We start from the raw sequence: 24,651 nt of genomic DNA on the forward strand, positions 1-24,651 counted from the left end.
AGTTTTAACCATTCCTTTACTAAAGTACCATATATTATATAATGTATGGTACTTTTGTATGGTACATTAAAGGCTGTCTTAATACAGAATTCTTCTCATATGATGGAATAATTATTGCCTTATTCAATATGGTTCATTCTAATATTTTTCTATTATGAAAATAGCAACCTATAATGTCAACGGAATAAATGGCCGGCTACCTGTACTCTTGCAGTGGCTGAAAGAATCATCACCCGATATTGTATGCCTTCAGGAGCTCAAAGCTCCACAGGAACGGTTTCCTTTAAAAGAAATAAATGCAGCAGGCTATGAGGCTATATGGAAAGGGCAGAAAAGCTGGAATGGAGTAGCCATACTGGCAAAAAATATGGAGATCACCGAAGTACAGCGTTCTCTGCCTGGTGATCCTGAAGATCTTCAGAGCAGATATTTAGAAGCCATTATTGATCAAATGGTTATATGCTGCTTATACCTTCCCAATGGCAATCCATATCCGGGATCAAAATTTGAGTATAAACTTTCATGGATCAAACGCTTAAAAAGGAGAATGAACCAACTTATCAAAATGGAGCTTCCCGCAATCCTTATCGGGGATTTCAATATTATTCCCGAACCTATCGATGTTTATAAACCTGAGCGCTGGGAAAATGACGCATTATACAGAACTGAAGTAAGAAAAGCCTATAAAGAGCTGCAAAAGAAAGGCTGGCTGGATTCTATCCGTACTCTTTACCCTGAAGAAAAGATCTATACATTCTGGGATTATTTGTACAAAGCTTATGACCGCAATGCCGGAATACGGCTTGATCATATTTTATTAAGTCCTTATCTGAGTTCTCAGCTAGAATCGGGTGGAGTAGACCGTCATGTCCGGGGCTGGGAAAAGAGCAGTGACCATGCACCGGTATGGATTATATTAGACCGACACTGAAAGCCATGATGGCTGGTGACAAAGGCTTTAAGAAATAACAGACAGCCGGCTTCACAAAGAAAACCGGCTGTCTGTTATCTGTATTCTATAGAATCAAAGATCTATAGCAAATTTATGATGACAATTTACGCCGGCGGCCGGAAACCTTTCGGTCAAGATCTTTGATATCCTGTCTCAGCTCACGGAACATTTCTTTAAAGTTATAGCTTTCATAATCACCGGGTTCAAAGTCTTCCGGAAAAATTCCTGAAGCATATTGCCATATTTCCACCACTTCATCAAAAGGGATTTCGTAAGGCTCATAGAACGAATTATCTGCACTTACGCTGATGGAGCTTTCATTCTTTTCTTTAAAACGTTTGTAGGTAATTCCGTCATTTAAAGTAACAAAAACATAGGTTTTACCCGGTTTCAGGTCATTTATTCCTTCTACATATTTCCCTACAATATAGGACCCGTCTCTAAACGGAGGCATAGAGTCTCCATCTGCAGGGAAGGCCCTGTATTTTCCATTGGTAAGAAAGGGGAGTGCAATCCTTTGAAGGCTTTCAATATATTCTACATCACTATACCCCTCCAGATATCCCATTGATGCTTTCTGGGGAATAATTTCAATAGTATCATTCCCATGATGGTCTACAGCTACCGGAAGCACAATCCTGTTATCCGGAAGTTTCAGCATTTCATCCATAGGATATTTTTGGATATCTACAGATACCAGCAGATCAATACTCACATGGAAGTATTTTGAAATTTTTACCAGAAGCTCAATTGGCGGTTCAGATATTCCATTCTCATATTTAGAATATCTTACTCTGGAAATCGTTAATTCGTCAGCTACATTTTGTTGGGAAAGTTTTCTCTTAGCTCTTAAGAAGCGTATATTATTTGAAAAAATTGACATTGATAAAATAAAAGTATATCAGCAAAAATACAAAATTGATTTCGTTATCAGTGACCCGGAAGGTTGGTTTTACTGTACAAAGTAGAAAAATTCAGTTTTTCGCAGCTATTTTTATGGAATGGTTAGAAAAAACTGAACTCCTGAACTTCAGTTTTAATTTTTCTGTCCTCTATAGAAGCTTCTTATTTGTTTTGAAGAATATTCATTAAAAAACAATATTTACTTATAAATTAATAACTCTAAATTTTTGAATTTGAAATATGCTTTTTAACATTTACTAAATCAACCAGATACCACATTAAATGATATTCTCATTATTTTGCTTTTATATTAATGAAATATTAAATTATAAAAACATATTATTATTTTTTTCAGAAAAACTTATCAACTTATTATTATTCTTCTTATATTCGTAATGTAATAATCATATAAAATTATAGTTATGAAAAACTTAAAAAAATTAGACAGAAACGAGTTAAAAACAATTTCTGGTAACGGATTACTTGATCCAATCGGTGGATTACTAGGAGGATTAGGTGGTGTAGTTGGAGGTGTTGTAGGAGGTGTAGGCACTATCGTTGGTGGTGTTGTTACAGGTGTAGGTTCTACAGTTGGTGGTGTATTAGGCGGTGTGGGTACCCTTGTAGGTAACACATTATGCCAAACACAATGTGTAATCAATGGTGTAATTCACATCAGATTACTTGAGTGTGGATCTACTTGCTAAGAAAAAACAAGTAATAAAAACTATACCGCTCTTTTCAGAGCGGTTTTTTTGTGGGTATATTTATTATATATATTTTATTATAACACAATTTGTTATGCGTAAATAAACATTATATTCAGAAACGCGGTGCACTTCCTTTAATGCAACAAAGTTGCTTTAATAAAATTAATTATCTAGCTTTGCCGGATTATTAAAGCATACGCATATGAAAAAAGCCGTTATTTTTTTGATGGGAGGGTCTGTCATTTCTTATCATTCTGTGATGAAAGCTCAGAACCTGAGTACTGAAAAGACAGTCCAGGATATAGAATCAATACGGATACAGGGAAAAATGAACAGGGATGTGGTAAGTATACCAAAGAAAACACTGGATTTTATACAATCCAAAACCTTAGGAGAAACGCTGAGTAAAATTCCGGGTATCCAAAATTCAGGATATGGGCCCAATTCCGGGGCTCCTGTTATCCGAAGCCTGAGTGGAAATAGGGTAAAAGTTCTGGAAAACGGAACTTCAGTGAATGATCTTTCAGGAATAAGCCCTGATTTTAATCTGGATATTCAAATGGATAATGCTCAGAGCATTAATATTTATAAGAATTCAGCAGCAGTACTGTATGGTGGAAAAGCTATTGGAGGAGCCGTTGATATTGAAACGAACTATATCGTCCGTCAGCTTCCATCAAAAAAAATTAACCTTCAGGCACTTCTGGAAGGAGGAAGCAACAGTGGACAGAAACAGGCCTTTTCAGCAAAAGGTACCATCACCAAAAACTGGGTATGGACAATAGGAGGTTCCAACCAAAAACAGGAAATCGTCCGTATACCGGGGAAATCTAAAGACAACAGATGTTATGATCCAAACCTGGTAGGATTTAATAGCATTTTGCAATCCCTCTGCCAGTTGGATGTAAATTCAAGAAATGTTCTTAACATTAGTCTGTTCCCTTATATCAGCCAGTTTGCCAAGGATCATATGGTAGAATATGAACTTTCACAGGATGATCTTTATACATTCAGCCCCACTTATTACAATCCGTCGGATGGCCAATATCACCCCAATCCCAAAAACGATCAATACGTTCCGGGGCAGGATCCCACGAAAGACCGCTACAAAAGCGAAGTAAACAGTATTAAGGACTATGTGCCAACAAAAGACGGTGTCATTCCAAACAGTCATTCAGAAAGCAATTCATTCTATTTGGGGACCAGCTATATTGGCAAATCCTTTTATATAGGAGGAGCCTATCAAAATTCCTATTCCTATTTTGGTGTTCCCGGCTATGCCTTATCCAAAATCCCAAAACACTCCCATGGGAAACCCCAGCAGCCCCTAGAGTATTTACCTATTAATGTAAGAAGCCTATCCCATAAGGCTATGCTGGAAACGGCCTATGAATTCAGCCATTCTCCAATTGCCAGTATAAAGCTTAATTATATGGGAGTACTTTCCACAAATTCAGAACTTCTGGAACGCTATAAAGCCAATCAATTTCAAGTACAACAACATAATGGCCGTTTGGAAATAGTGCAACAGAAACTGAAATTTCTAACAGGAACTACAGGACTTGAAGTACAATACAGAGAAATGGAGGGTAGCGGAAGTCAAAGATATTTACCTAACAACATAAGCCGTGAAATTGGCATATTCACAATGCAGCACCTCAATTTTGATTTTCTTGAATTTGATTTGGGATACCGGAATGACCACGTCCAACGTAGAGCTGATGCTGATAAAAAATACATCAGAAGCCGTGGGCTTTCAGGAGGAAACCTCACAGGAAGGGATTTTACTCTTAATCAGTTTCATACAGCAGCCCAATGGAATATTTTTAAAAAGGCTTATCTGAAAATACAGTACAATCACTCTGAAAGAGCACCCGAAGTCAATGAGCTTTATGCTGGCAACAATCATTTTGCCATTCTCACAGAAGAAAACGGAGATGACAAGCTGGATAAAGAAACTGCAAAAACCTGGGAAATTGGTGGTGGACTTAATTTGAAAAATATACGCTTATCCGCCAATTGGTACCATACTTTCTATAAAAATTACATCTACCTTGCTCATACAGGGATTTCACGGGAAGTTTTCCTGGTAAAGGAATGGCGTTCTGATGATACCGAGATCACCGGAATAGAAGCGGAGGCTGCTTACAAAATGGACCTTCACAGATTGGGAAAATGGGAGTTAGGCTCTTATTATGACCTGGTAAGAAACATCAGTACAGCAGACAGTTCCATAAGAAAATGGAGTGATGGAGATTATATGCCTAATATGCCTACAAGCCGTTTTGGATTCAGCCTTACAGGAACGGTCCAAAAGCTGAATTTCAATATAGCATTAGACCATTATATGAAGCAAAAATATCTTGGTAAAAATATAAACCCGGAGCTTCCTATGCCTGCATTTTCACTTCTTAATGCCCGTATTTCTTATGAAGATACCCATTTAAAAACAGGAAGTATAGAATATTATATACTGGGAAACAACCTGTTAAATACAGAAGCAAGACTTCAAAATTCTCAACTGAAATTCCTTAGCCCTCTCGCCGGAATTAATATTTCAGTAGGGGTAAAAATCAAAATATCATAATATCTATAACCCGTCTGCTACTGTGTGAGCAATTGATAAAAGCAGGTAACAGACGGGTTTTATTTTATCAACCGAAAGGTCATATTGATCCTTGGTTTCATAGGCAGAGCAGATTTGGCAATGCGGTGTTCCCAATTTATCTGAAGATCTCCTTTCATGATTAACAGGGAACCATGCTGAAGGGGGAGGCTATATTTATTGGTATGATCGTCAACGTTTCTGAAATCAAAACTTCTTACCTGTCCAAGGCTTACAGAGGCAATAACAGGGTGGTCACCAAGTTTACTATCTTTATCCCGATGCCAGGCTACAGAGTCATTCTTATCACGGTATAAATTTAACAATACTGAGTTAAAAGCACATCCCGTGGCATTCTCTATACGCACTTTTACATCAAGCAGTTCCGGAAGCCATCGATTGGCTGTAAATTGTGTATCTCCCAATTGATAGGTCTTTTCTTCATCACCGTACCAAGCCGTCAAACGGGGAGTGAGAACCATTTTATCATACATTTTCTGGGTTCTCTGTTTCCATGGAGCAGTATTCATTAAGAGTTCTTCAAGCCCTGAGGCCTCATCTTCAGGTAAAAAATGCTCCGTATACTCCAAAAGCTCTTTAGGGAACCGATAATATTCTTCAGAATTAAATAAACTAAGCTGCGACATTTTAAAATTTAAGGTCTATAAATACATTAACTGAATTGTTATCATAAAAAAACGATAGTGATATAAATTATATCAACAAAAATACAAATTTTGTTCAAAAATGTAACTAATTTTATAATATAGACCAGGACAATATTTATAACATAAACACAAAATTCTGTTTAGACATATAAATAGATCATCTGCAAAATTATCAATAAAAGCTTGTAGGTATTTTAAAGGGCAGGGAAGTTATGCGCAGATTCACGAGAGTTCCGGCGGTGTAGCAATACCTACCATTCAAATTGCCAAGGTTATGGAAACCATTATGTTCACAACAGCAAGAAAAGTTCATGATCAATTTCTTACTAAATTAGGTGCAGATTATGTTATTGACTGCGAAAATGAGGAATACATTACTGTTATTGGAATAGAGATTAAAAAATAATCGTCATGTATCTTTGTAATTGCTAATAGAAGTTACACCGGAACTAAAAGTAATAAAAAATGGTAATCTAATTTTATTGACAAAAAAGAAAGAAATGTTAACGAAATTGCATATATTTTATAACCAACTGCGAACTAAGAATTAATGACAGAGAAATTTCCTACAATAAATAGTACACTTTCACCAAATGGACTTGGTAAACTTATTCAACGAAAATATGAACTAACCGACAAAACGGAATGCAACATATTTCGGCTTGCTATGAATCATTTATACATTGTTCATGATGACGAAAACAAATACGTTTTTAGAGTTTACACACATAATTGGCGGACTAAATTAGAAATTGAAGAAGAATTAAGACTTTTAATTCTTCTGAAAGAAGCAGACCGACAAGTTGCTTTTCCAATAGCTGATAAATCGAACAAATTCATTCAAGAAATTGAAGCTCCAGAAGGTACACGATTTGGCGTTTTATTTTCGTATGCTAAAGGCATTAAGACAGCTAAATTTTCACCCCAAACAAGCTTTCTAATTGGACAAGCATTAGCAAAAGTTCATCAATCCACAGAAAATATCGAACTGATGAGAATGTCTTACAATGCTCAAAACTTGCTCAAGAACCCTGTTTTAAGAACAAAAGAATTCTATAGTAAAAATAGAAGCGAAATTGAATTTTTAGAAAGCCTTTCTGCTTTTTTAACGCTAAAAATGGAAAATATTGACAACCAGAAAATGAGATATGGAACTGTTCATCTTGACGTTTGGTTTGACAATTTGCACATTGACGATGAAAAAGAAATAACATTTTTTGACTTTGATTTCTGTGGCAACGGTTATTTATGCTTTGACATTTCTTATTTCCTATTTCAGTTATTTGCAACCCATTTGAACGAAGAAGAATATCAAACAAAAGCAGAAAGCTTCATAAAAGGGTATGAGATAGTAACTAAAATTAGTAATGAAGAAAAAAAGTTTTTACCCTTCGCATGTTTAGCAATTATGACCTATTACATAAGTGTTCAGTGCGACAGATTTGAATATTGGACCAATATTTTCCTGAATGAAGATCATTTAAAAAGAATGGTTGGAAATCTCAAACGATGGATTGCTTACCACAAAATTGAGATTAATATAAACTGATATTGAAATCAAAATATGCTCACGTAATGACAGAAAGCTACATACAATACGCAAGCGGATATCAACGTGATTGAAGTACATAAAGATTTATCACTCTTCGTCATTTTCGAAGGACAGCAAACCAGATACCAGGCTACAGATTGGAACGAAGTCACAGAAATCTATAAACTATTATTGCTTGAAAAATTCGATGTAATAACCTCAAAAGTAAAATAAAGAAACCCTAGCACGGGTTTTCGTAATTGGGACTTAAGTATAGGATGGATCGATTAGTTGGAATGGAACTTTGGATTCTGATGTAAATTAAAAAATGTTATACTTTTTGAAAAGCTAAAATATATACAATTTAACATAATATAAATTATAGGAAAAAACAATTATCCTAAGAATAGAGGACTAATGACATCAAAATCCCTTATTCACCTAATTTTCCTTGCAGATATTCTTTAACGACTTCCCGGAACTCTTCTTTGGTAAGGAACCTGTCCAGAAACTCTTCCAGGCTTCCTTCGTTTTCAATTTCATTAAAATAAACTTCATGGTCCGTTCCGTATACCGCTGGGTTTGATTGATCAGGATCTTTTGTACACACAAAATAATGATCCGGATATCCATATGAATAAAATATACAGACAAAATCCATTTCTTTGCCTTTTACAGTTTTTCTTACGTCATCTTCCTCTACAAGCCCATCTAATTCTTCATAATCTTCCGAGCCTGGTTTAAACGGAGTAAACATCCAGTCTTTGAAAAAATAGTGGCCATATGTACAGTCATGTAAGGAAAAATAATGTTCAGTTAAGTCGCGGTAAAATTTTTCATTATTTTCTTTATACAGTTTTTGATGAATGCTGTAAAACTCGTCAATACCATACACATCCCAATCTTTGTCATATAAATAATTGTCGAATCTAATACTCTGCCAGTTTTCTACAAAATTTTTATCTGCATGTACAGCGTCAGTATTTCCTCCTAAAATTTTAATTTTATTAATAATCTGTTCGTTCATCTTATATATTATGTTAAATTAAATTGTAACAAATACAGCATAACTGATTAAAAAGCAATAGTTTAATTAATATCTATCTGAGAATTAATCAATTATTAGTAATATATTATTTTTAATGGCCTTTATAAAAATACAAAATCTTGCCACATGGCAACCCTTATCCTATTGAAAGGTGCTACCTTTATCCTAACCAAAAAATAAAATAGTATGAAACCAAAAATGATCTGGGCAAACCTTGCTGTGGCGGACCTTGAGCGAACACAGAAATTTTATACAGAACTGGGATTTAAGCCCAATAATCCACACAGTTCTAATGAATTGGTAAGTTTTTTTGTGGGAGACAATGAATTTATTATTCACTTCTTTCTAAAAAACATCATTGAGACCAATGTAAAAAATGTAAAATTTGGTGACTCTCACCATTCCAATGAAATTATATTTACCCTTTCTGCTGAAACCATAGATCAGGCTGATCAGTGGGCGGAAGAAGTTAAAAATGCAGGCGGAACCATTATCTCAGAACCTGAAAGCTTTGGAAACAACTATTATGGTTTTGTCTTTGCAGATCCTGATGGACATAAATTTAATGTCTTCAAAATGTAAATATTCTGAGATTTTGATTACAACTTATTTTGGTCTTAAATCTTCTTCATTTTCAACCAGATAGCATAGGTACAGGATGGAAAAACACAGCTTTTTTGAGCCTTCATTAGTTTTTCTGTATTTTAGGCTTTTAAAAGAAAAACAAGCCATAATTTCACTGAAGAAAACAGACTGATGATTTAATATGGCAATGTAAATTCAATAGAGATGGACTTTAGTCCATCTGATAAAACATTACAATCAATTTGGCTTTAGCCAAAACCTATTAAAAAAGTCTGAACAGTTTTAAAGCAAACCGGCCCCTTAAGTTAACTCAAGGGACCGGTTATTTATATGTACAATAGACTGCAGAATACTATTTATTCATTCCTAAACTGTTATATAACTGCACCTGCCATATTCCCACGACCTCTTTAAGCATAACAAATGTAAATGCAGCATTATAGCTGTTAGGAAATATTGTGAGTTCAGTATCTATAAAATCCGATGCTTTAGGAATAGGTTTTAATCCAAAGGTCTGAAACAAAGCCACAGATCTTTTCATATGAAACCCCGAAGTCACCAGATATACACTGGATGGCCCCATCTGATTTACTATCTGACTTGAATATTTTGCATTTTGATAGGTATTCATGCTTTGATCTTCCTTAATCATGTCAGAATCCGGCACCCCCATCTTTTTAAAATTCTCTCGGAATAATTCGGCTTCGCTTGTATGCCCTCTTCCTTTTCCAGAAATTAATATTTTACAAGATTGATTATTTTCCCTGTATTCATGATACAATTGATAGGCAGTAACCATTCTGGAATAAGACATGGTATGCAATTTCTCTGTATTGTCAATATCTACCACCCCGCCACCGAGCACTACAATAATGGGATTCTGAGCCGGTATATTCTTCATCCCTGAAGTACTGATATAACTTTTCTGCAGATATCCGGAGATTAGTTTACCCAGAAAACCGTTTCCTATAAGGATAATCATGACAACTGCTGATATAAAAATTCCTGTTCTCAGATTTTTACATTTATTCTTCCTTTTCAACAGAGCGATAATAACTACTGCAAGAAATACTAAAAAATAGGGTTCTGTAAAAAGCTGTACAATACGGAATAAAAAGTCCAGTAAAAATTTCATCTATGATACTATTGATTAATGCTAAGAAAATATTGGATTTTCAAAGATAAGGTTATTTCATAACTCCTGTTTTCCTCAATATATTTCAAAGGTCTCTTTGAATTGATTTCGCTTTTTATTTGATAATTTTATACCATCAGAATATGAAATACCATGGATTATCAAACATTCGAACCCGGGCCGGAGCTGGCTCCTTTTATCAAATGCTATTGGACACTGGACAGTCCAAAAGAAGACGTGCCACAATCACAGACTATCGTTCCGGACGGCTGTATGGAAATGATTTTCCATTATGGAGATCTCTACAAACAATATATCCACGGAGAAGCTATTGTACAGCCTAGAAGTTGTGTTTTCGGACAGTTAACCCAACCTTTAAGAATAAAACCTACCGGAATCACCGGCATTTTCTCTGTCCGTTTTCATCATGACGGTTTTTTGCCGTTTGCTGCTATTCCCATAAAAGAGATGGATGATAAAGCCATTCCGCTGGAAGATCTGTTTGGAGCTGCCGGAGCTGAATTGGGTGAAAAAGTATTCCATTCTAAAACAGTTCAGGAAAAAATAAGTCATGTAGAAAACTTTTTGCAGGAAAGACTTAATCCTGAAACCATCGACAGGATTGTACAATCTACCATTGATATACTCCTCAATCTAAATGGACAAATCTCTGTAAATGAATTATCCCAGCAAACCAATATCAACCGCAGACAGTTGGAACGCAGGTTCTCTTCAGCCATTGGCATGAGTCCTAAACAACTTTCCAAAACTATAAGACTTCAATCAATCCTGAAACAGCTTCTTCATAAAGAATACACCAGTCTTACGGCACTTGCTTACGATGCTGAATATTATGATCAGGCTCATTTTATCAAGGATTTTAAAGAGTTTACAGGCCTTAGTCCCAAAGAGTTTTATGGTGACCATCTTCAGATGTCCTCATTATTTTACAAAAAAGATTCGTGATGTCGCATTTTTACAATTGTAAAGATTTATTTATCATGAATTTTGATTGATATAAAATAAGCAACATGAAAACAAAACTAATTCCCGCTGTCATTGGACTCTTGATTATAGGCAGCTGGACTCAGCCCAGTGAAATCAAAAAACTGGAATGGCTGCTTGGTACCTGGGAAACCAAAACCACGAAAGGCAGTCTTTACGAAACCTGGACTCAGAAAAGCAGTACTGAACTTCAGGGAGAAAGCTATTATTTAAAGAATAAAGATACCATTCACTTCGAGTCTGTACGCCTTGTAGAAAAAGACAGAAAACTGCATTACATCGTATCTGTAAAAGGTCAACATGATGAACAGCCTGTCGATTTTATTTCAACTCCTGGCTCAAATCCCACTTCACTGGTATTTGAAAACCGACAGAATGACTTTCCACAAACGATCACTTATAAAAAAATCCGTAAAGATTCTTTATTTGCAGAAATCTCAGACCTTATGAATGGGAAAATGGCCAGACAGGCATTCCCCATGAAGAAAATAAAATAATTTCCTTTATCAGAATACAATCTATTGTGTACACCGGTATTGTTTTCAGAATAATAGTTTTCGGCGGCCTGCGGCCGCCGAAAACTTATCTATCCACTCACCTTCATCAGGCAAGTTCACCTCCCCACCCTTAGTTCACTAAAAATATACAGCACCATCATAAAACTTTGCGTTTAACCTAAAAAGATATAAATCTCCCGCAGATCACACAGATTTCGCAGATTTATCCTTTATTTATCTGTGCAATCTCCAAAATCTGCGAAAACTTATAAAAAAAGCTTCAGCAATATCAGCCAGAAACCTGCTTCAAAACCTGTTTTGGTTACACCTCTTCATAATTCATCTCCTTTTCTAAAATAATCTGATTTCTCCGAACCGTCACCAGAACTTTATCTCCCGGCTCAAAACCACACTCCAGCAGCCACTTCCCTGCTAATCGGATTTCCGGGAAGAAGACCACCCTTCTATACGCTCTTTCAAATGATTTATGGGAAACCGTAAGGTTCCGAATGGACACTATCTTATATTTGCCCCGAATAATTATTTCTCTCATATTGTTGTTTTTCATCAAAGCAAGAAATATATGATGGGCTGTACCAGTTATGAAAAGGATATTTTAGGCAAAAAAACAGCTATTTTAGAAGATAATTTATTTTAAAAATGTGCTTTATTTTTATCACTTAAAGCTTTATATTTGTTATTATGGATTACACAGATATGCAAAATAAAAAAATACACCAGGGCCGAAATATAAAACGTTTCCGTGAAATGTTAGGAATTAAACAAGAAGCTTTAGCATTTGAACTGGGTGATGACTGGAACCAGAAGAAAGTTTCCCTTTTAGAACAAAAAGAAACCGTAGAATCTGATATTCTGGCGCAGGTGGCGAAGATTCTGAAAGTGCCTGCAGAAGCAATTGAGAATTTTGATGAGGATTCTGCAATAAATATTATAGCCAATACAATCAACAATAATGATAATGCCACGATGACGAATCCGGCAGTATTCAATTACCAGCCATCCTTCAATCCTATTGATAAAATGGTAGAGCTTTATGAGCGTATGCTTGAGCAGCAGAAAGAAATGATTGAGAAATTGGAGAGGTTAATTGAGAAAAAATAATCAGAAAAATACTTTCAAAGAAACTAATAATAATGAATCGTATAATTTTAATTGGGAATGGTTTTGATCTTGCTCACGGGATGTCAACAAGTTATGGAGCCTTTATTAATGATTATTGGGGAAATAAACGAAAAGAGGTTTTAAATGGGAAATATAATGGTAAAAGATTTGAGGATGACAATATCACTATTGATCGGGTACCGCCAATTGTATATTCAGATGCTGCTAAAGGTGAGTCTGAATATAGCAACCTATTAACAGCTTTAAGATACAATGGCAGTAAAGTAAAATACAAAAATAAATTTCTCGAAATTTTAACAGAAAAGAATCATTCTCTTAATTGGGTTGATATTGAAAAAGAATATTATTCGTTATTAAAAAAAAGTTACAAAGATTTTTCATTACCTAGATACAAAATAACTGCACTGAATAAAGATTTTCAGTCTATTGAATCGCTATTAGAAGAATACCTTACAAAAATTCAAACAAAATTTACAAAAAGTTTTGCAAGTACTGCTGAAGAAATGAGTTTTAAAAAATCTGTTTATAATATAATATATTCAGATTTTAATTTCAAGGACTTTTCAGAGTCATCAATTAATCAACTAACTGAAATTGAATTCCAAAGGATTAACAATTATGTTAAAGATATTGAAGAAGAAAAGATATCTATTTCAGATTTAGAGTTATCCGATAGAGACATTCAACTTTATCAAGCTTTAATTGGTATTAAAGATAAGAGACAAAAAATTAAAAAAATATTAACATCCGATGTCGCACCGAATTATTTTCGTCATAGACCAGAAGATATATTATTCGTAAATTTTAATTATACATCAACTGAGACTCATTATGACAATCCCCCAACTGATAGTGAATTTGGAAATGATATATCTACAAATGTAACACACATTCATGGAATTTTAAATAATAAAACAGATAATAAGATCATTTTTGGTTTTGGAGACGAAATAGATAAAGATTACTTAGAAATTGAAGATCTTGATGACAACGAATATCTACAAAATATTAAGTCAATGAAATATCTTGAAAGTGATTCTTATAAAAAACTGTTAGAATTTATAAATTCAAATAATTATCAAGTTTTTATTTTTGGGCATTCTTGTGGAATTTCAGATAGAACTTTACTAAATACGCTATTTGAACATAAAAACTGTAGTTCTGTAAAGCCTTATTATCGTCAAAAAAATGATGGAACTGATAATTACAGTGAAATGATAAGAAATATCTCTAGAAACTTCACAGATAAGGCTTCCATGAGGGACAAAGTCGTAAATAAGAAATTTACAGAAGCATTATTTAGATAATGAAATGGAGAGCATTAAGTTCTCCATTTTTCTTTTAATAAGCGCACTTATAATTCATTAAAATAAAATTTTCTCCTAAAACTTGCGTAGCTAAATAACTACACATATATTTGTAGTCAAATAACTACACAATGAATTTAAGAAGAGATGTATTTCAGGCGATCGCAGATCCTACCAGAAGATCTATATTGATGTTGGTAGCGGCTCAATCGATGACAGCCGGAGCAATAGCGGCTAACTTTGATACGGCAAGGCCTACTGTTTCAAAGCATCTTCAGATCCTTACAGAATGTGAACTATTGAGATCTGAACAAAACGGCCGGGAAATTACGTATCACCTTAATCCAAATAAAATGAAAGAAATAGCCGATTTTATAGAACCCTTCCGCAAAATGTGGGACGAGAAATTCAATAAACTGGAAGATGTGATGAAGGCGTACCAGAAGAATGAGATAAGAGACAGGGAGATATGAGACGGGAGATTTGGGATATTTGATTATAAGATGTTAGATGTCAGATAACAGACTGTTGCAGTTGGAATAAACATCAAACTCTGAGCCTGATATTATCCCTTCCGAAATTCATACTCTAAAACCTAATACTCTCCCACTCTCTAATACTCTTAACTCTTAACTCTTAACTCTCAACTCTCAACTCTTAAAATCATGGAACTTAAAACAAAAATCCACGCAGAAGATGGCAAACAGGAAATCTTTATCATCAGAGAATTTGATCTTCCTGTAGAATTGCTCTTCAAAGCCTATACAGAAGCTGAACTTTTCGAACAATGGATGGGCACAAAAGTGACCAAGTTTGAAAACAGGCCACACGGAAGTTACCGCTTTGAAACCTTAAATCCTCAGGGAGATGTAGTGTTCAGCGCTAATGGAGCTATTCATGATATTGTTCAGAATGAGAAAATTACGAGAACTTTTCAGATGGAGAACACACCTTTCCCGGTTCAGATTGAATTTTTAGAATTTGAAAAATTAACCGATACTACCAGCAAAATCACCATCCAAACCATTTATAGATCCGTAGACTTCAGAGATCAGCACCTGAAAATGCCATTCGCTCAGGGAATTAATATGGCGCATAACCGTTTACAGGAAATATTTAGAGAGACAAAGAGATGAGAGAGATGAATACCATAGTTTACATTGTGAATGCCAATAGGGAATTTTGTTTTGCAAGTGAATCGTCAACGATGAGAGAAAGAACAACAACCTTGAACATTACACTTTAAACTTCACACGCTCTTACCCTCCCACTCTAATACTCTCAAACCCTAGAACTCCAGAACCCTCAAACCCAAAATACATGAATCCAAAAGTTAATTTTTTCTTTGAAAATGCCGGGCAATGGCAAAAAGAATTTGAGAAGCTAAGAACAATTGCCTTAAGTACCGAGCTTGTAGAAGATCTAAAATGGGGCTGTCCCTGTTATACCTATGAAGGAAAGAACATTTTCTTAATTCACGGTTTTAAAGAATATTGTGCCCTACTCTTCTTTAAAGGAGCCTTGATGAAAGATCCTGACCAGATTTTAATTCAGCAATCTGAAAATGTACAGGCGGCAAGGCAAATTCGTTTTACAGACCTTCAACAGATCAATGATCTTGAAAAAGAACTTCGGGCCTATATGTTTGAAGCTGTAGAAATTGAAGAATCCGGGGCAAAAGTTGAAATGAAGAAAACCAAGGACTTCGAAATGGTTGAGGAATTTCAACAAAGATTAGATGAAAATCTGGCATTAAAGGAGGCTTTCGAAGGATTGACACAAGGAAGACAACGGGCCTACCTACTCCACTTCTCCTCTGCCAAGCAATCCAAAACCAGGGAAGCAAGAATTGAGAAATGCATTCCTCAAATCCTAGACGGAAAAGGGCTTAACGACTAATCACAAAACTTAATCAATATGGAAATATCAAACCGATCAGAAAAAAGAACAAAAATCATCTATTGGATATTTACCCTTTGGATGGCTCTTGGAATGGTTTCTACAGCTATTGTCCAGCTTATGAAAAACAAAGATGAACTCGCCAACTTCACCAATTTGGGCTATCCCGCTTACCTGATGACCATCATAGGAGTCTGGAAAATTTTAGGCGTTATCACCATCCTTATTCCAAAGCGTTTATTACTGAAAGAATGGGCCTATGCCGGGTTTTTCTTTGTGATGTCAGGGGCAGTTATCTCCCATCTTATTGTAGGAGATCCCGCAGCCAGAACACTTCCGGCTGTACTATTATTAGTTTTAGTCCTTATTTCCTGGTATTTCAGACCTGCCAATAGAAAAATTGTTTTTACCAATCATTAATAAAACGATAAAGATGCCATACAATTATCCCATTATAACGGGTTGGATAATGGGTTGGAAAAACGCAAAGGCGCAAAGATTTAATACAACAAGAAAGTTTTTAAGACGCAAGAAAATCAAAAGATTTTCAGCAAGTTTTTATCAAATACAATAATGAAGCAGCATTCAATTTTATCATAGATAAAATCCTTGCGTCTTAAAGCAGTATTTTTTTATAATAATTTTGCGTCCTTGCGAGTAACCAACTATTTACTATTAGATGTTGGAAAAACGCAAAGACGCAAAGATTAATACAAAAATGCTATTATAAGACGCAAGAAAATCAACGATTTTCAGCAAATACAACCAAACACAATACTGTAGATTTAGATCAGCAGCATTCAATTTTATCATAGATAAAAATCTTTGCGTCTTAAAGCAGTATTTTTTATAATAATTTGCGGCTTTGCGAGTAACCAACTATTTACTATTAGATGTTGGAAAAACGCAAAGACGCAAAGATTAATACAAAAAGGCTATTATAAGACGCAAGAAAATCAACGATTTTCAGCAAATACAACCAAACACAATACTGTAGATTTAGATCAGCAGCATTCAATTTTATCGCAGATAAAATCCTTGCGTCTTAAAGCAGTATTTTTTATAATAATTTTGCGTCCTTGCGGTTAGCCAACAAAAAAATCCATCACAGAAAAAATTTTCACTTCTACACCCGTATTTTTATTACAATTGATATCTTTGAAATAGCCCAAAACAGTCTTCCCAATAAAGTATCCATAAACAAAATTTAACATGAAAAAGAAAACATTAACTCCCGAACAAAGCGAAACTCTTTTAAAAGCACTGAAAACCCGCTTTGAAAAAAACATGAATCGCCACAAAGACTTAAAATGGGAAAAAATCCAGTCAAAACTGGAAGCCAACCCTGAAAAACTTTGGTCACTGAACGAAATGGAAGCCACAGAAGGTGAACCTGATGTGGTAGATTATAACAAAAAAACAGACGAATATATCTTTTTCGACTGCTCCCCGGAAAGTCCAAAACGCCGAAGCCTCTGCTATGATTATCAAGCCTGGGATTCCCGAAAAGCTAACAAACCGGAAAGCAATGTCATTGATACAGCTGCTGGAATGGGGATTGAGCTCTTAACCGAAGAACAATACCGCCAACTTCAGGAACTCGGAAAATTTGATCAGAAAACTTCAAGCTGGGTAAAAACACCGGCTTCTATCAGAGAACTTGGAGGAGCTATTTTCTGTGACAGACGCTATAATACCGTTTTTATGTATCATAATGGTGCAGATTCCTATTATGCAGCGAGAGGGTTTAGGGGAATGGTGAAGGTGTAAGAGAGTTGGAGGGTTTGAGAGTTTGAGAGTTTGAGAGTGAAAAAATCAAAGATTTTTTCACAACTTTAGTGTACTTTATGTGCGCAAAGCTGGAAACTTTAATAACCTAAGTGTTTAAAAACTTTTGTGACTTTTGTGGTTACAACAAAGTCTCAACCTACTACGTTTGGATTCCTATGGAATGAAAAACAGAACATATCATACACCATTCTATATAAATCTCAACATTGCAAATATTTAAAACACTTTAGAGCACTTTAGCAAGTTTAAAATAATAGCGCATAAGTAAGATTACTTAAGATGAAAAATCAAAGATTTTCTTAAAACTTTAGTGTACTTTATATGCGCAAAGCTGGAAACTTTAATAACTTAAGTGTTTAAAAACTTTTGTGACTTTTGTGGTTACAAGAAAATCCTAACCTACTACGCTTGGATTCCTACGGAATGACAAAAAACGTTTAGTTTAATATAAATTACCGGTCTCTCTTTTCAAATAACATTCATGACCCTTTTAGCCATGGAGATTCTACACTCCAGAATATAATATGAACCCCCAGGAAATCCTGAGCATAGCTTACAAATTCTTCTTTGGTAAAAGGTTTCTTTGTTTTTGGGTTTTTATACGTTAAGGTGGGCTCCTGAACAGCCATGGCTACTAACGGTAACTTTCCTTTATACTGATGAAAGAATGGATAAGAATTTTTCATCTGGGCATTTTTATTGGGAACAATATCCGGACCGCCCAATCCTATATTATTTTTATTCGCAAAATCAAATAAGCGGGACATATACTGATGATCGTTTTCCCATTCACATGGAAAGAAATTGACATACTGTAAAACATAAGATTGTTTGAAAGCATTCCTTGCAAACTTTAGATTATCCAGCTCAGCCTGAAAATATTTGTCACAGCTGAAACCTGTTTTATCTTTTTTTATATCAATATCGATGGCTGTTTCCGGAAGGTTAATGCCCTGGATCTTTCCGTCAAACTTTTTGGCCAACGCTTCTATCAGTTTCTGATACCTCTCCCGAACTGCAGGGTTCCATTGCTGGGTGACCCAACCACTTCCTACAGGTTTATTCTCACCCGGATTGTCATATTGAGCAACCAGTCCACCGGTATATACCTTTTCATTTAAAATATAATCGGGAACATACCTTGCCTGAGGTTCAAAGAACCGATCCTGAAGCTGGATAAAAAGCTTTCTGTCTAAAGAAGTCAAATAGGCTAAGTCTTTTTCAATACGAGAAAAATCATAAACATCTTTTGATGTTTCCAGTGCTCTCCAGTTATAGACAATCTGCACTCCTCCAATATCTTTTCGCATAATCATTTTCTCGATGTTCTGCAGATCTCCCGACGAAGTATAAATATAGTTTTGGGGCGTTTGTCCCATTAAAAAATGTAATCCTAGCAATACTATTCCTAATCCCAGTATTCTTGTGGTCATTGTCATCATGATGAATTTAAAAATAATATACTATGAATCATTTTCCGTGCCCAAGTCAGTGATCTTTTTAAACTTTTGAAAAATATTCTTATTTATCTATAATATTCTTTAATATATAAATAGTATTACTAATTTAGCAGTTCAAATTTGATTTAAACAACTGAGGATATGAAGAAATTAATATTACTGAGTGCTGTTTCGGCATTTCTGATCAACTGTAATAAGAAAACTGAAGCTCCGGCTCTGAAAGCAGAAGCAGATACCATTGCGGTAGCTGAACCTGTAATAGACACCCTAGGTCCAAAATCTTTCTGCTATATTGGTGTAATAGGAAAAGACAGTGTTTTTGCTTCTATTGATGATAATTTAGGAACAATCATTGGGAAATTATCTTATAAAAACAGTGAAAAAGACAGTTCAAAAGGTGATGTAACCGGCTTTAAATCCGGGGATACATTGAAACTGACTTATGAATTTGCCTCTGAAGGCAAAAAAAGCAAAAGAGATATTTACTTCCTTCAGAAAGACAATACGCTAACAGAAGGAATTGGCGATCATAAAGAAGAAGCTGGACATTCAAAATATGCTGATGAAAAGAAAATCAGCTATCAGGACGGACAAAAACTGAATACTGCTGATTGTGAAACAGTGAATAAAGGCCTAAAGTAAACCTGGCCTCTGATATAAATAAAAACAGTCTAAAAAATAGACTGTTTTTTATGTTTATAATTCCCTGTTAATAATTTCTATGAAACTGTTGACGGCATCATCTCCTGTATTCCAGGAAGTAATAAGGCGGATTGCAGAGAACTTTTCGTCTACTTTTTTCCAGACAAAAAAATCAAAACTTTCAGACAGTACCTCTATAAGTTCGTTGCTTATAATAGGGAAAATCTGATTGGTATACGTATCTGCAAGGAAATGAACACCCTTGCTGCGGAAAGCATTTTTGATTTTCATCGCCTGCTGATTGGCGTGCTTTGCAAGATCAAAATATAAATCATCTTTCATCAGCTCTAAAAACTGGATTCCCAACAGTCTTCCTTTTGCCAGTAAAGCACCCTTCTGCTTGATATTAAATGCAAAATCTTCCTGAAGGCTTATCGTGTTAACCACAATAGCTTCACCTATCAATGCACCGTTTTTAGTGCCGCCAAGATAAAAGATATCCGTTAATTCCGCTACTCTTTCCAGGGTAAGGTCGCTGATTTCCGAAGTAAGTCCGTGTCCCAGCCTTGCACCATCCATAAACAGGTATAGGCGGTTCTGTCTGCAAAAATCTGAAAGCTCCTCTAATTCTTTGGCCTGGTAAATAGTTCCAAGCTCTGTAGAATTGGAAATGTATACCAGCTTGGGCATGACCTGATGGGGTATATTTTTATGGTTCTCCAACACCGGAATAATATCTGAAGGTCTTAGTTTGCCATTCTCCGTTTCAATGCTTAATATTTTGTGTCCTGTTGCTTCAATAGCACCGGTTTCATTATTTAAAATGTGTCCGCTGGATGCAGATATAGCACATTGATAAGGTTTTAGAATGGAAGAAATAACAATCAGATTAGCCTGCGTCCCACCGGAAACTAAATAAACTTCTGAATCTGCTTTTTTTATTTTTTCTTTTATAAGTTCTTTAGCTTTTAATGAGTACTCATCTTCTCCATAGCCAGCCTGCTGTTCAAGATTACACTGTAAAAGGGTCTGTAATATATTAGGATGACATCCCTCAGAGTAATCGTTTTTAAATGAAAATTTCATAGAGTAAAATTAAAAAAATGTAATAATATTATCTCTATGAAAAAGAGTTAAAATATCAGAATTATCAGGCTTCCAGAACGGCTTTCGATAGTATATTTTATTTTATAAAATCATTTGACTGACCCACCTGATAATCTCCATCAGGCTTTATATAAATTTTATATTTCTTTTTACATGTTTTATCCACGGGTTCAATAAAATAAGATTTTGCATTTTCCAGATAAGCACCACTCAGCTTGCCGGAAGCAATCGTCAGTGTAATGAGTTTTGTGCCGTCTTCAGACTTTCCTTTAAAGCTGTAAATTTTTGCTTTTCTCAGCAACTCGCTTGTGGTGTCTATGGTATTATATTTTGTCTCCTTTCCATTAATATCATATAAATTAAAAATAACATCCTTCTTACTCCCTTCAGTCAATCTATTTTCCTGTATAAATTTTTTAGGATTAAAAGTAAAAGTAAAACTCTGAGCCTGAGCATTACAGCATATCATAAAAACCAGGACTGTTAAAATACTTTTCATCTTTTGAGTATTGATAATTAATTGTTAAATACTAAGCAAATTCTGTACAAAAAAAGAGCTATAATCAGTATAGCTCTTTAATTTGTGTATTGTCAATTACTTTTTGATAATTTTTGATTGATGAATCAATGTTTTACCATTTAATAATTTTAACATATAAATTCCGGTTTGAAACTTAGAGAAGTTGATTTCAGAGTTGCTAACTGCATTATTCTCCATTAACCTACCTGAAGCATCATAAATTTCATAATGAGTGATTTTTTCATCACTGTGTATCTGAAGGTAATCTTTCACCGGGTTGGGCACCAGTCCGATTTGCTTTTTAACCATATCACGGGTTGCCAATGCTGTAGTAATGATTAAAGTAACACTGTTTGTACTTAGCTGGTAACACACTTTGGTCTGTGTAAGCTCACCAATGGTCTTATTAAGTAAAGCACTTTCGGTTCCGGTAAATGAAATTCCCTGTACTGTATAGGTTCCTACCGGTAATGACGTAAAGTCTGCAGTGGCATTGGTAGCTACTATAGTATTGGTCGTGGAATTGATAGCTGCATACGTATAGTTAACCCCGGCAGGGCTATCAATAATATTATAGAACTTCCCGGGACCTGTAGTACTAAGAACTACGCTGGATCCTGCAGGTGTATTGCTCAGATTTCTTGTGGTTGCAAGATATTCCACTCCTTTTTCCAAATTGGCACTGAATGATCTGTAATACGTAAAACCAGTACCTGTTCCGGAATAAACAGCATTAGAAGTCACGAAGTTGGCTGTTCCGGTCTGGTTTCCTTTATAAATGGTAACAGCTACTCCACTCGGAGAAGGATAGCTCAGCGTATAACTTCCGGTCTCTGTCACCTTAAATCTAAAAGGAAGCATGCTGGAACCTGACACAAGCAAATGAGGAGCTGTTTGGGTCTGATTGTAGATATACCAGTTTTCCGGGCCCATATTAGCTGCATCAAAAGTCAGTGTTTTAGCATTATAAATATCACTGGAGGGTGTTTGTGGCTGTAAATTAAGATGAGCCTGCGGACTTCCCTGCACGGCCGTTACCACTTTTGCATTTTCTACAATGATCGTATGGAAGGCATTACAGCTTGAATTGATGATAAAATTAGTATTAGACACATCAAAGAACTCAGCAAAATCATTAATCACTGCAGTTACTTTAACTCTCGCTTTATCGGTATACGGAACGAATGGCAAAGCTACAGCAGCCGTACCATTATTGGGCACATTAGAAGCAAGTGTGTAAGGGAAGGTTTCTCCTCCATCCGTAGAAAGAAGGATATTGACCGTACTTTTTAAAACATTGGTCTGGTTAACATCCCATGTTACATTGATATTGGAATCCGCATTTACGGATACATTTGAATTAGGATAAGTAACCGTTAAAGGTCCCTGGTTAGTCACTGTTACCACAACCTGATCAGAATCTGCTCCACCTGAAATGACACTGTTATCTCTTACTGTAAATCTCATCTTCATTGTTCTTGCTACCAGAGGCAGTGCTTCTGCTTCATTAGTAGGAGGCGTATTCTGATTGTCCAGGACAAATTTCATCTTAGGGAAATACCGTTCAGTGGTAAGGGTAGTCTGCTCAGATCTAAACAACGGAGCTGTAGTACTGTTCACCGCAGAATATCCGCCACTTCCATTAACTGTACTTCCAAATGCACCTTTGTCATTGGCAGTAGCCACATCTACCTGATCCCATGTGTATGATAAATTGGAATCTTCTGCATCACTTCCTATTCCTTTCAATTTAAAAGGTGTGTTTTTTGGAATACTGATGGCTGTATTTCCGGCATTGGCAGAAGGAGGTGTATTCGCTACCGCTACAGAGGTAAAACAGGTAGAGGATACGCTGAGTGTATTTAAAATCTGATCAATACTTTTGGCATGGAAGTAATTCAGTCCGTTATTGCCGGTATTTGTCTGATCATTAGGAGTCGTACAGTTGTTTTTATAGGCCATTATCGTTGATCCAGAACCAGGTTCTACAGCTGCTGCTGCATTCCATCCGGAAGTACAGAATGTAGGGCTTGAAGGGGTTCCTCCTACAGCGTTATATGTATGCCCTGCTCCAAACTGGTGTCCCATTTCATGAACAATCAGGTTGGCAGACAGTGATTTCGGCATAGAAAGTGTCCACTGGCTCCAGGCTCTAGCTTTGAGTGAGGCCGTACAAGGCCTTGGCCCTGCCTGTCCCTGAGCACTTCCGTTAGCTCCCGGCATAATGTTGAAAGTGTGCCCAATATCATAATCAGCATATGGAAGTGTTCCGTTGGTATTGAGAACATCAAATCCAGCTTGCGAATTAGCTGCTGAAGCAAAAGAAGGATCTACCGTAAAAGGATCTGTAGCTCCATTGGTAAAAATTAAGGTTTTATTGACCGTCTTATCAATCAAAGCAAAGGAAATAGATAATTCCGACTCATAAATCTGGTTAATAAGATTCATCATAGCCACCAATTCTCCAAGGGCAGCATCCTGATTTCCAAGAGCTGTGGTAAATTCCCCGGTGGTAGCCACAGCCATTCTAAATGTTTTCAAGGTATTTCCATAGGGGAAACCTGTTACTGATTTCTGAACATTCAACCCTTTGGCTACCGCCTCTAAGCTTTCTCTGAAATCGTTTTCATCAGCTCCACACTGAAATTTTTCACCAAACATTTCAAAAGAATTATAAATCCTGTATTCTCCTTTTTTAGTCTTATAAGGTTCAATAATATAGTATCCCTGGTTAGACTTGATCATTGCAGAAATTTCATTTCCTACTAATGTAAGCTTTATCTTATCCTGCCCGTCTTTTGAAAATCCATCAAAGGTTATAATGTTATCAAGCCTCTTATTGAGGAGGTTATTTTCAGACAGGATAAATTCTTTTTTAGTTCCGTCGATAAGAGTCAATACGATAGACTGATTATTAATTTTTTTGGAGTTTTTTCTGTTGGCATCAATATTTCTCTTGAAATTTTCTGTGTTTAAGGTAAAGGTAGTTCCGGGAAGATCATCACTACTTAAACCATAGGGGCTCAATACCTGTGCATTCATTAGAAAAGATGCACAAATAGAAATAAAAGTAATTTTTAGTTTCATTGTTGCTGTTTTTTTTAAACATTAAAGATAAATAATTAATCAATATATAGAGAATA

25 protein-coding genes are annotated in these 24,651 nt (G+C 35.6%); 16 read left to right on the forward strand and 9 right to left on the reverse strand.

Annotated features, from left to right (window positions below):
• Window positions 1-154: 154 nt before the first annotated feature.
• On the forward strand, window positions 155-931 hold the full coding sequence (xth, locus tag MP477_RS00945) for an exodeoxyribonuclease III (RefSeq protein WP_257188803.1): 777 nt from the start codon (window positions 155-157) through the stop codon (window positions 929-931).
• Between the two features lie 112 nt (window positions 932-1,043).
• Here the strand turns inward: xth and MP477_RS00950 are convergent, their stop codons facing one another.
• The gene (locus MP477_RS00950; protein WP_230039040.1) at window positions 1,044-1,835 is read right to left on the reverse strand and encodes a LexA family transcriptional regulator; all 792 of its coding nucleotides are present in this window, start codon (window positions 1,833-1,835) and stop codon (window positions 1,044-1,046) included.
• 442 nt (window positions 1,836-2,277) lie between these two features.
• Between MP477_RS00950 and MP477_RS00955 the strand changes: the two genes are divergently transcribed.
• The gene (locus MP477_RS00955; protein ID WP_179140018.1) at window positions 2,278-2,562 is read left to right on the forward strand and encodes a hypothetical protein; all 285 of its coding nucleotides are present in this window, start codon (window positions 2,278-2,280) and stop codon (window positions 2,560-2,562) included.
• Between the two features lie 205 nt (window positions 2,563-2,767).
• Entirely contained in the window at window positions 2,768-5,152 is a 2,385-nt protein-coding gene (locus tag MP477_RS00960) for a TonB-dependent receptor (RefSeq protein ID WP_257188804.1), read from the forward strand.
• Between the two features lie 59 nt (window positions 5,153-5,211).
• Here MP477_RS00960 and MP477_RS00965 read toward each other — a convergent pair whose 3' ends face one another.
• On the reverse strand, window positions 5,212-5,817 hold the full coding sequence (locus MP477_RS00965; protein ID WP_257188805.1) for an alpha-ketoglutarate-dependent dioxygenase AlkB: 606 nt from the start codon (window positions 5,815-5,817) through the stop codon (window positions 5,212-5,214).
• 295 nt (window positions 5,818-6,112) lie between these two features.
• Between MP477_RS00965 and MP477_RS00970 the strand changes: the two genes are divergently transcribed.
• Both MP477_RS00970 and MP477_RS00975 read left to right on the forward strand, forming a co-directional pair.
• Window positions 6,113-6,244: a hypothetical protein gene (locus tag MP477_RS00970; protein ID WP_257188806.1), complete on the forward strand. Its 132-nt coding sequence runs from the start codon at window positions 6,113-6,115 to the stop codon at window positions 6,242-6,244.
• A 144-nt stretch (window positions 6,245-6,388) separates the two neighbouring features.
• Entirely contained in the window at window positions 6,389-7,387 is a 999-nt protein-coding gene (locus MP477_RS00975; RefSeq protein WP_257188807.1) for a phosphotransferase, read from the forward strand.
• Between the two features lie 415 nt (window positions 7,388-7,802).
• Here the strand turns inward: MP477_RS00975 and MP477_RS00980 are convergent, their stop codons facing one another.
• The gene (locus tag MP477_RS00980; RefSeq protein WP_257188808.1) at window positions 7,803-8,396 is read right to left on the reverse strand and encodes a hypothetical protein; all 594 of its coding nucleotides are present in this window, start codon (window positions 8,394-8,396) and stop codon (window positions 7,803-7,805) included.
• A gap of 207 nt (window positions 8,397-8,603) precedes the next feature.
• On the opposite strand from MP477_RS00980, the gene MP477_RS00985 reads away from it, so the two are divergent.
• On the forward strand, window positions 8,604-8,999 hold the full coding sequence (locus MP477_RS00985) for a VOC family protein (RefSeq protein ID WP_257188809.1): 396 nt from the start codon (window positions 8,604-8,606) through the stop codon (window positions 8,997-8,999).
• Window positions 9,000-9,354: 355 nt separating this feature from the next.
• Here MP477_RS00985 and MP477_RS00990 read toward each other — a convergent pair whose 3' ends face one another.
• A complete protein-coding gene (locus MP477_RS00990) occupies window positions 9,355-10,137 on the reverse strand; it encodes a YdcF family protein (RefSeq protein WP_257188810.1) in 783 nt (260 codons plus the stop codon).
• A gap of 153 nt (window positions 10,138-10,290) precedes the next feature.
• Between MP477_RS00990 and MP477_RS00995 the strand changes: the two genes are divergently transcribed.
• Together MP477_RS00995 and MP477_RS01000 are read left to right on the forward strand one after the other, a co-directional pair.
• On the forward strand, window positions 10,291-11,103 hold the full coding sequence (locus MP477_RS00995; RefSeq protein WP_257188811.1) for a helix-turn-helix domain-containing protein: 813 nt from the start codon (window positions 10,291-10,293) through the stop codon (window positions 11,101-11,103).
• 65 nt (window positions 11,104-11,168) lie between these two features.
• Window positions 11,169-11,639: a DUF6265 family protein gene (locus MP477_RS01000; protein ID WP_257188812.1), complete on the forward strand. Its 471-nt coding sequence runs from the start codon at window positions 11,169-11,171 to the stop codon at window positions 11,637-11,639.
• A 322-nt stretch (window positions 11,640-11,961) separates the two neighbouring features.
• Here MP477_RS01000 and MP477_RS01005 read toward each other — a convergent pair whose 3' ends face one another.
• Entirely contained in the window at window positions 11,962-12,156 is a 195-nt protein-coding gene (locus MP477_RS01005; protein ID WP_257188813.1) for a type I toxin-antitoxin system SymE family toxin, read from the reverse strand.
• A 185-nt stretch (window positions 12,157-12,341) separates the two neighbouring features.
• Between MP477_RS01005 and MP477_RS01010 the strand changes: the two genes are divergently transcribed.
• From MP477_RS01010 to MP477_RS01040, 7 genes are all read left to right on the forward strand, one after another.
• Window positions 12,342-12,761, forward strand: a complete 420-nt coding sequence (locus MP477_RS01010; RefSeq protein WP_257188814.1) for a helix-turn-helix transcriptional regulator — start codon at window positions 12,342-12,344, stop codon at window positions 12,759-12,761.
• Between the two features lie 32 nt (window positions 12,762-12,793).
• Window positions 12,794-14,089: a bacteriophage abortive infection AbiH family protein gene (locus MP477_RS01015; RefSeq protein ID WP_257188815.1), complete on the forward strand. Its 1,296-nt coding sequence runs from the start codon at window positions 12,794-12,796 to the stop codon at window positions 14,087-14,089.
• 131 nt (window positions 14,090-14,220) lie between these two features.
• Entirely contained in the window at window positions 14,221-14,562 is a 342-nt protein-coding gene (locus tag MP477_RS01020) for a helix-turn-helix transcriptional regulator (protein WP_257188816.1), read from the forward strand.
• Between the two features lie 192 nt (window positions 14,563-14,754).
• Window positions 14,755-15,225: an SRPBCC domain-containing protein gene (locus MP477_RS01025; protein ID WP_257188817.1), complete on the forward strand. Its 471-nt coding sequence runs from the start codon at window positions 14,755-14,757 to the stop codon at window positions 15,223-15,225.
• A gap of 184 nt (window positions 15,226-15,409) precedes the next feature.
• Window positions 15,410-15,988 carry a YdeI family protein gene (locus MP477_RS01030; protein WP_257188818.1) on the forward strand — a complete coding sequence of 193 codons (579 nt, stop codon included), beginning with the start codon at window positions 15,410-15,412 and terminating at the stop codon, window positions 15,986-15,988.
• Window positions 15,989-16,006: 18 nt separating this feature from the next.
• Window positions 16,007-16,408: a DoxX family protein gene (locus MP477_RS01035; RefSeq protein WP_257188819.1), complete on the forward strand. Its 402-nt coding sequence runs from the start codon at window positions 16,007-16,009 to the stop codon at window positions 16,406-16,408.
• 792 nt (window positions 16,409-17,200) lie between these two features.
• Window positions 17,201-17,758 (forward strand): DUF4256 domain-containing protein, encoded by a 558-nt coding sequence (locus tag MP477_RS01040; RefSeq protein ID WP_257188820.1) that lies wholly within the window; start codon window positions 17,201-17,203, stop codon window positions 17,756-17,758.
• A gap of 500 nt (window positions 17,759-18,258) precedes the next feature.
• Here the strand turns inward: MP477_RS01040 and MP477_RS01045 are convergent, their stop codons facing one another.
• Complete coding sequence (locus tag MP477_RS01045; RefSeq protein ID WP_257188821.1) at window positions 18,259-19,212, reverse strand: hypothetical protein; 954 nt, start codon at window positions 19,210-19,212, stop codon at window positions 18,259-18,261.
• Between the two features lie 168 nt (window positions 19,213-19,380).
• Between MP477_RS01045 and MP477_RS01050 the strand changes: the two genes are divergently transcribed.
• Window positions 19,381-19,881 carry a hypothetical protein gene (locus MP477_RS01050; protein WP_257188822.1) on the forward strand — a complete coding sequence of 167 codons (501 nt, stop codon included), beginning with the start codon at window positions 19,381-19,383 and terminating at the stop codon, window positions 19,879-19,881.
• Between the two features lie 54 nt (window positions 19,882-19,935).
• On the opposite strand, the gene MP477_RS01055 is transcribed toward MP477_RS01050, so the two are convergent.
• From MP477_RS01055 to MP477_RS01065, 3 genes are all read right to left on the reverse strand, one after another.
• On the reverse strand, window positions 19,936-20,967 hold the full coding sequence (locus tag MP477_RS01055) for a low specificity L-threonine aldolase (protein WP_257188823.1): 1,032 nt from the start codon (window positions 20,965-20,967) through the stop codon (window positions 19,936-19,938).
• Window positions 20,968-21,064: 97 nt separating this feature from the next.
• Entirely contained in the window at window positions 21,065-21,487 is a 423-nt protein-coding gene (locus MP477_RS01060; protein WP_257188824.1) for a hypothetical protein, read from the reverse strand.
• A 96-nt stretch (window positions 21,488-21,583) separates the two neighbouring features.
• Window positions 21,584-24,595 carry a reprolysin-like metallopeptidase gene (locus tag MP477_RS01065; RefSeq protein WP_257188825.1) on the reverse strand — a complete coding sequence of 1,004 codons (3,012 nt, stop codon included), beginning with the start codon at window positions 24,593-24,595 and terminating at the stop codon, window positions 21,584-21,586.
• Window positions 24,596-24,651 lie beyond the last annotated feature (56 nt).

This window comes from Chryseobacterium sp. WG23 (assembly GCF_024586575.1).
Lineage (GTDB): Bacteria > Bacteroidota > Bacteroidia > Flavobacteriales > Weeksellaceae > Chryseobacterium.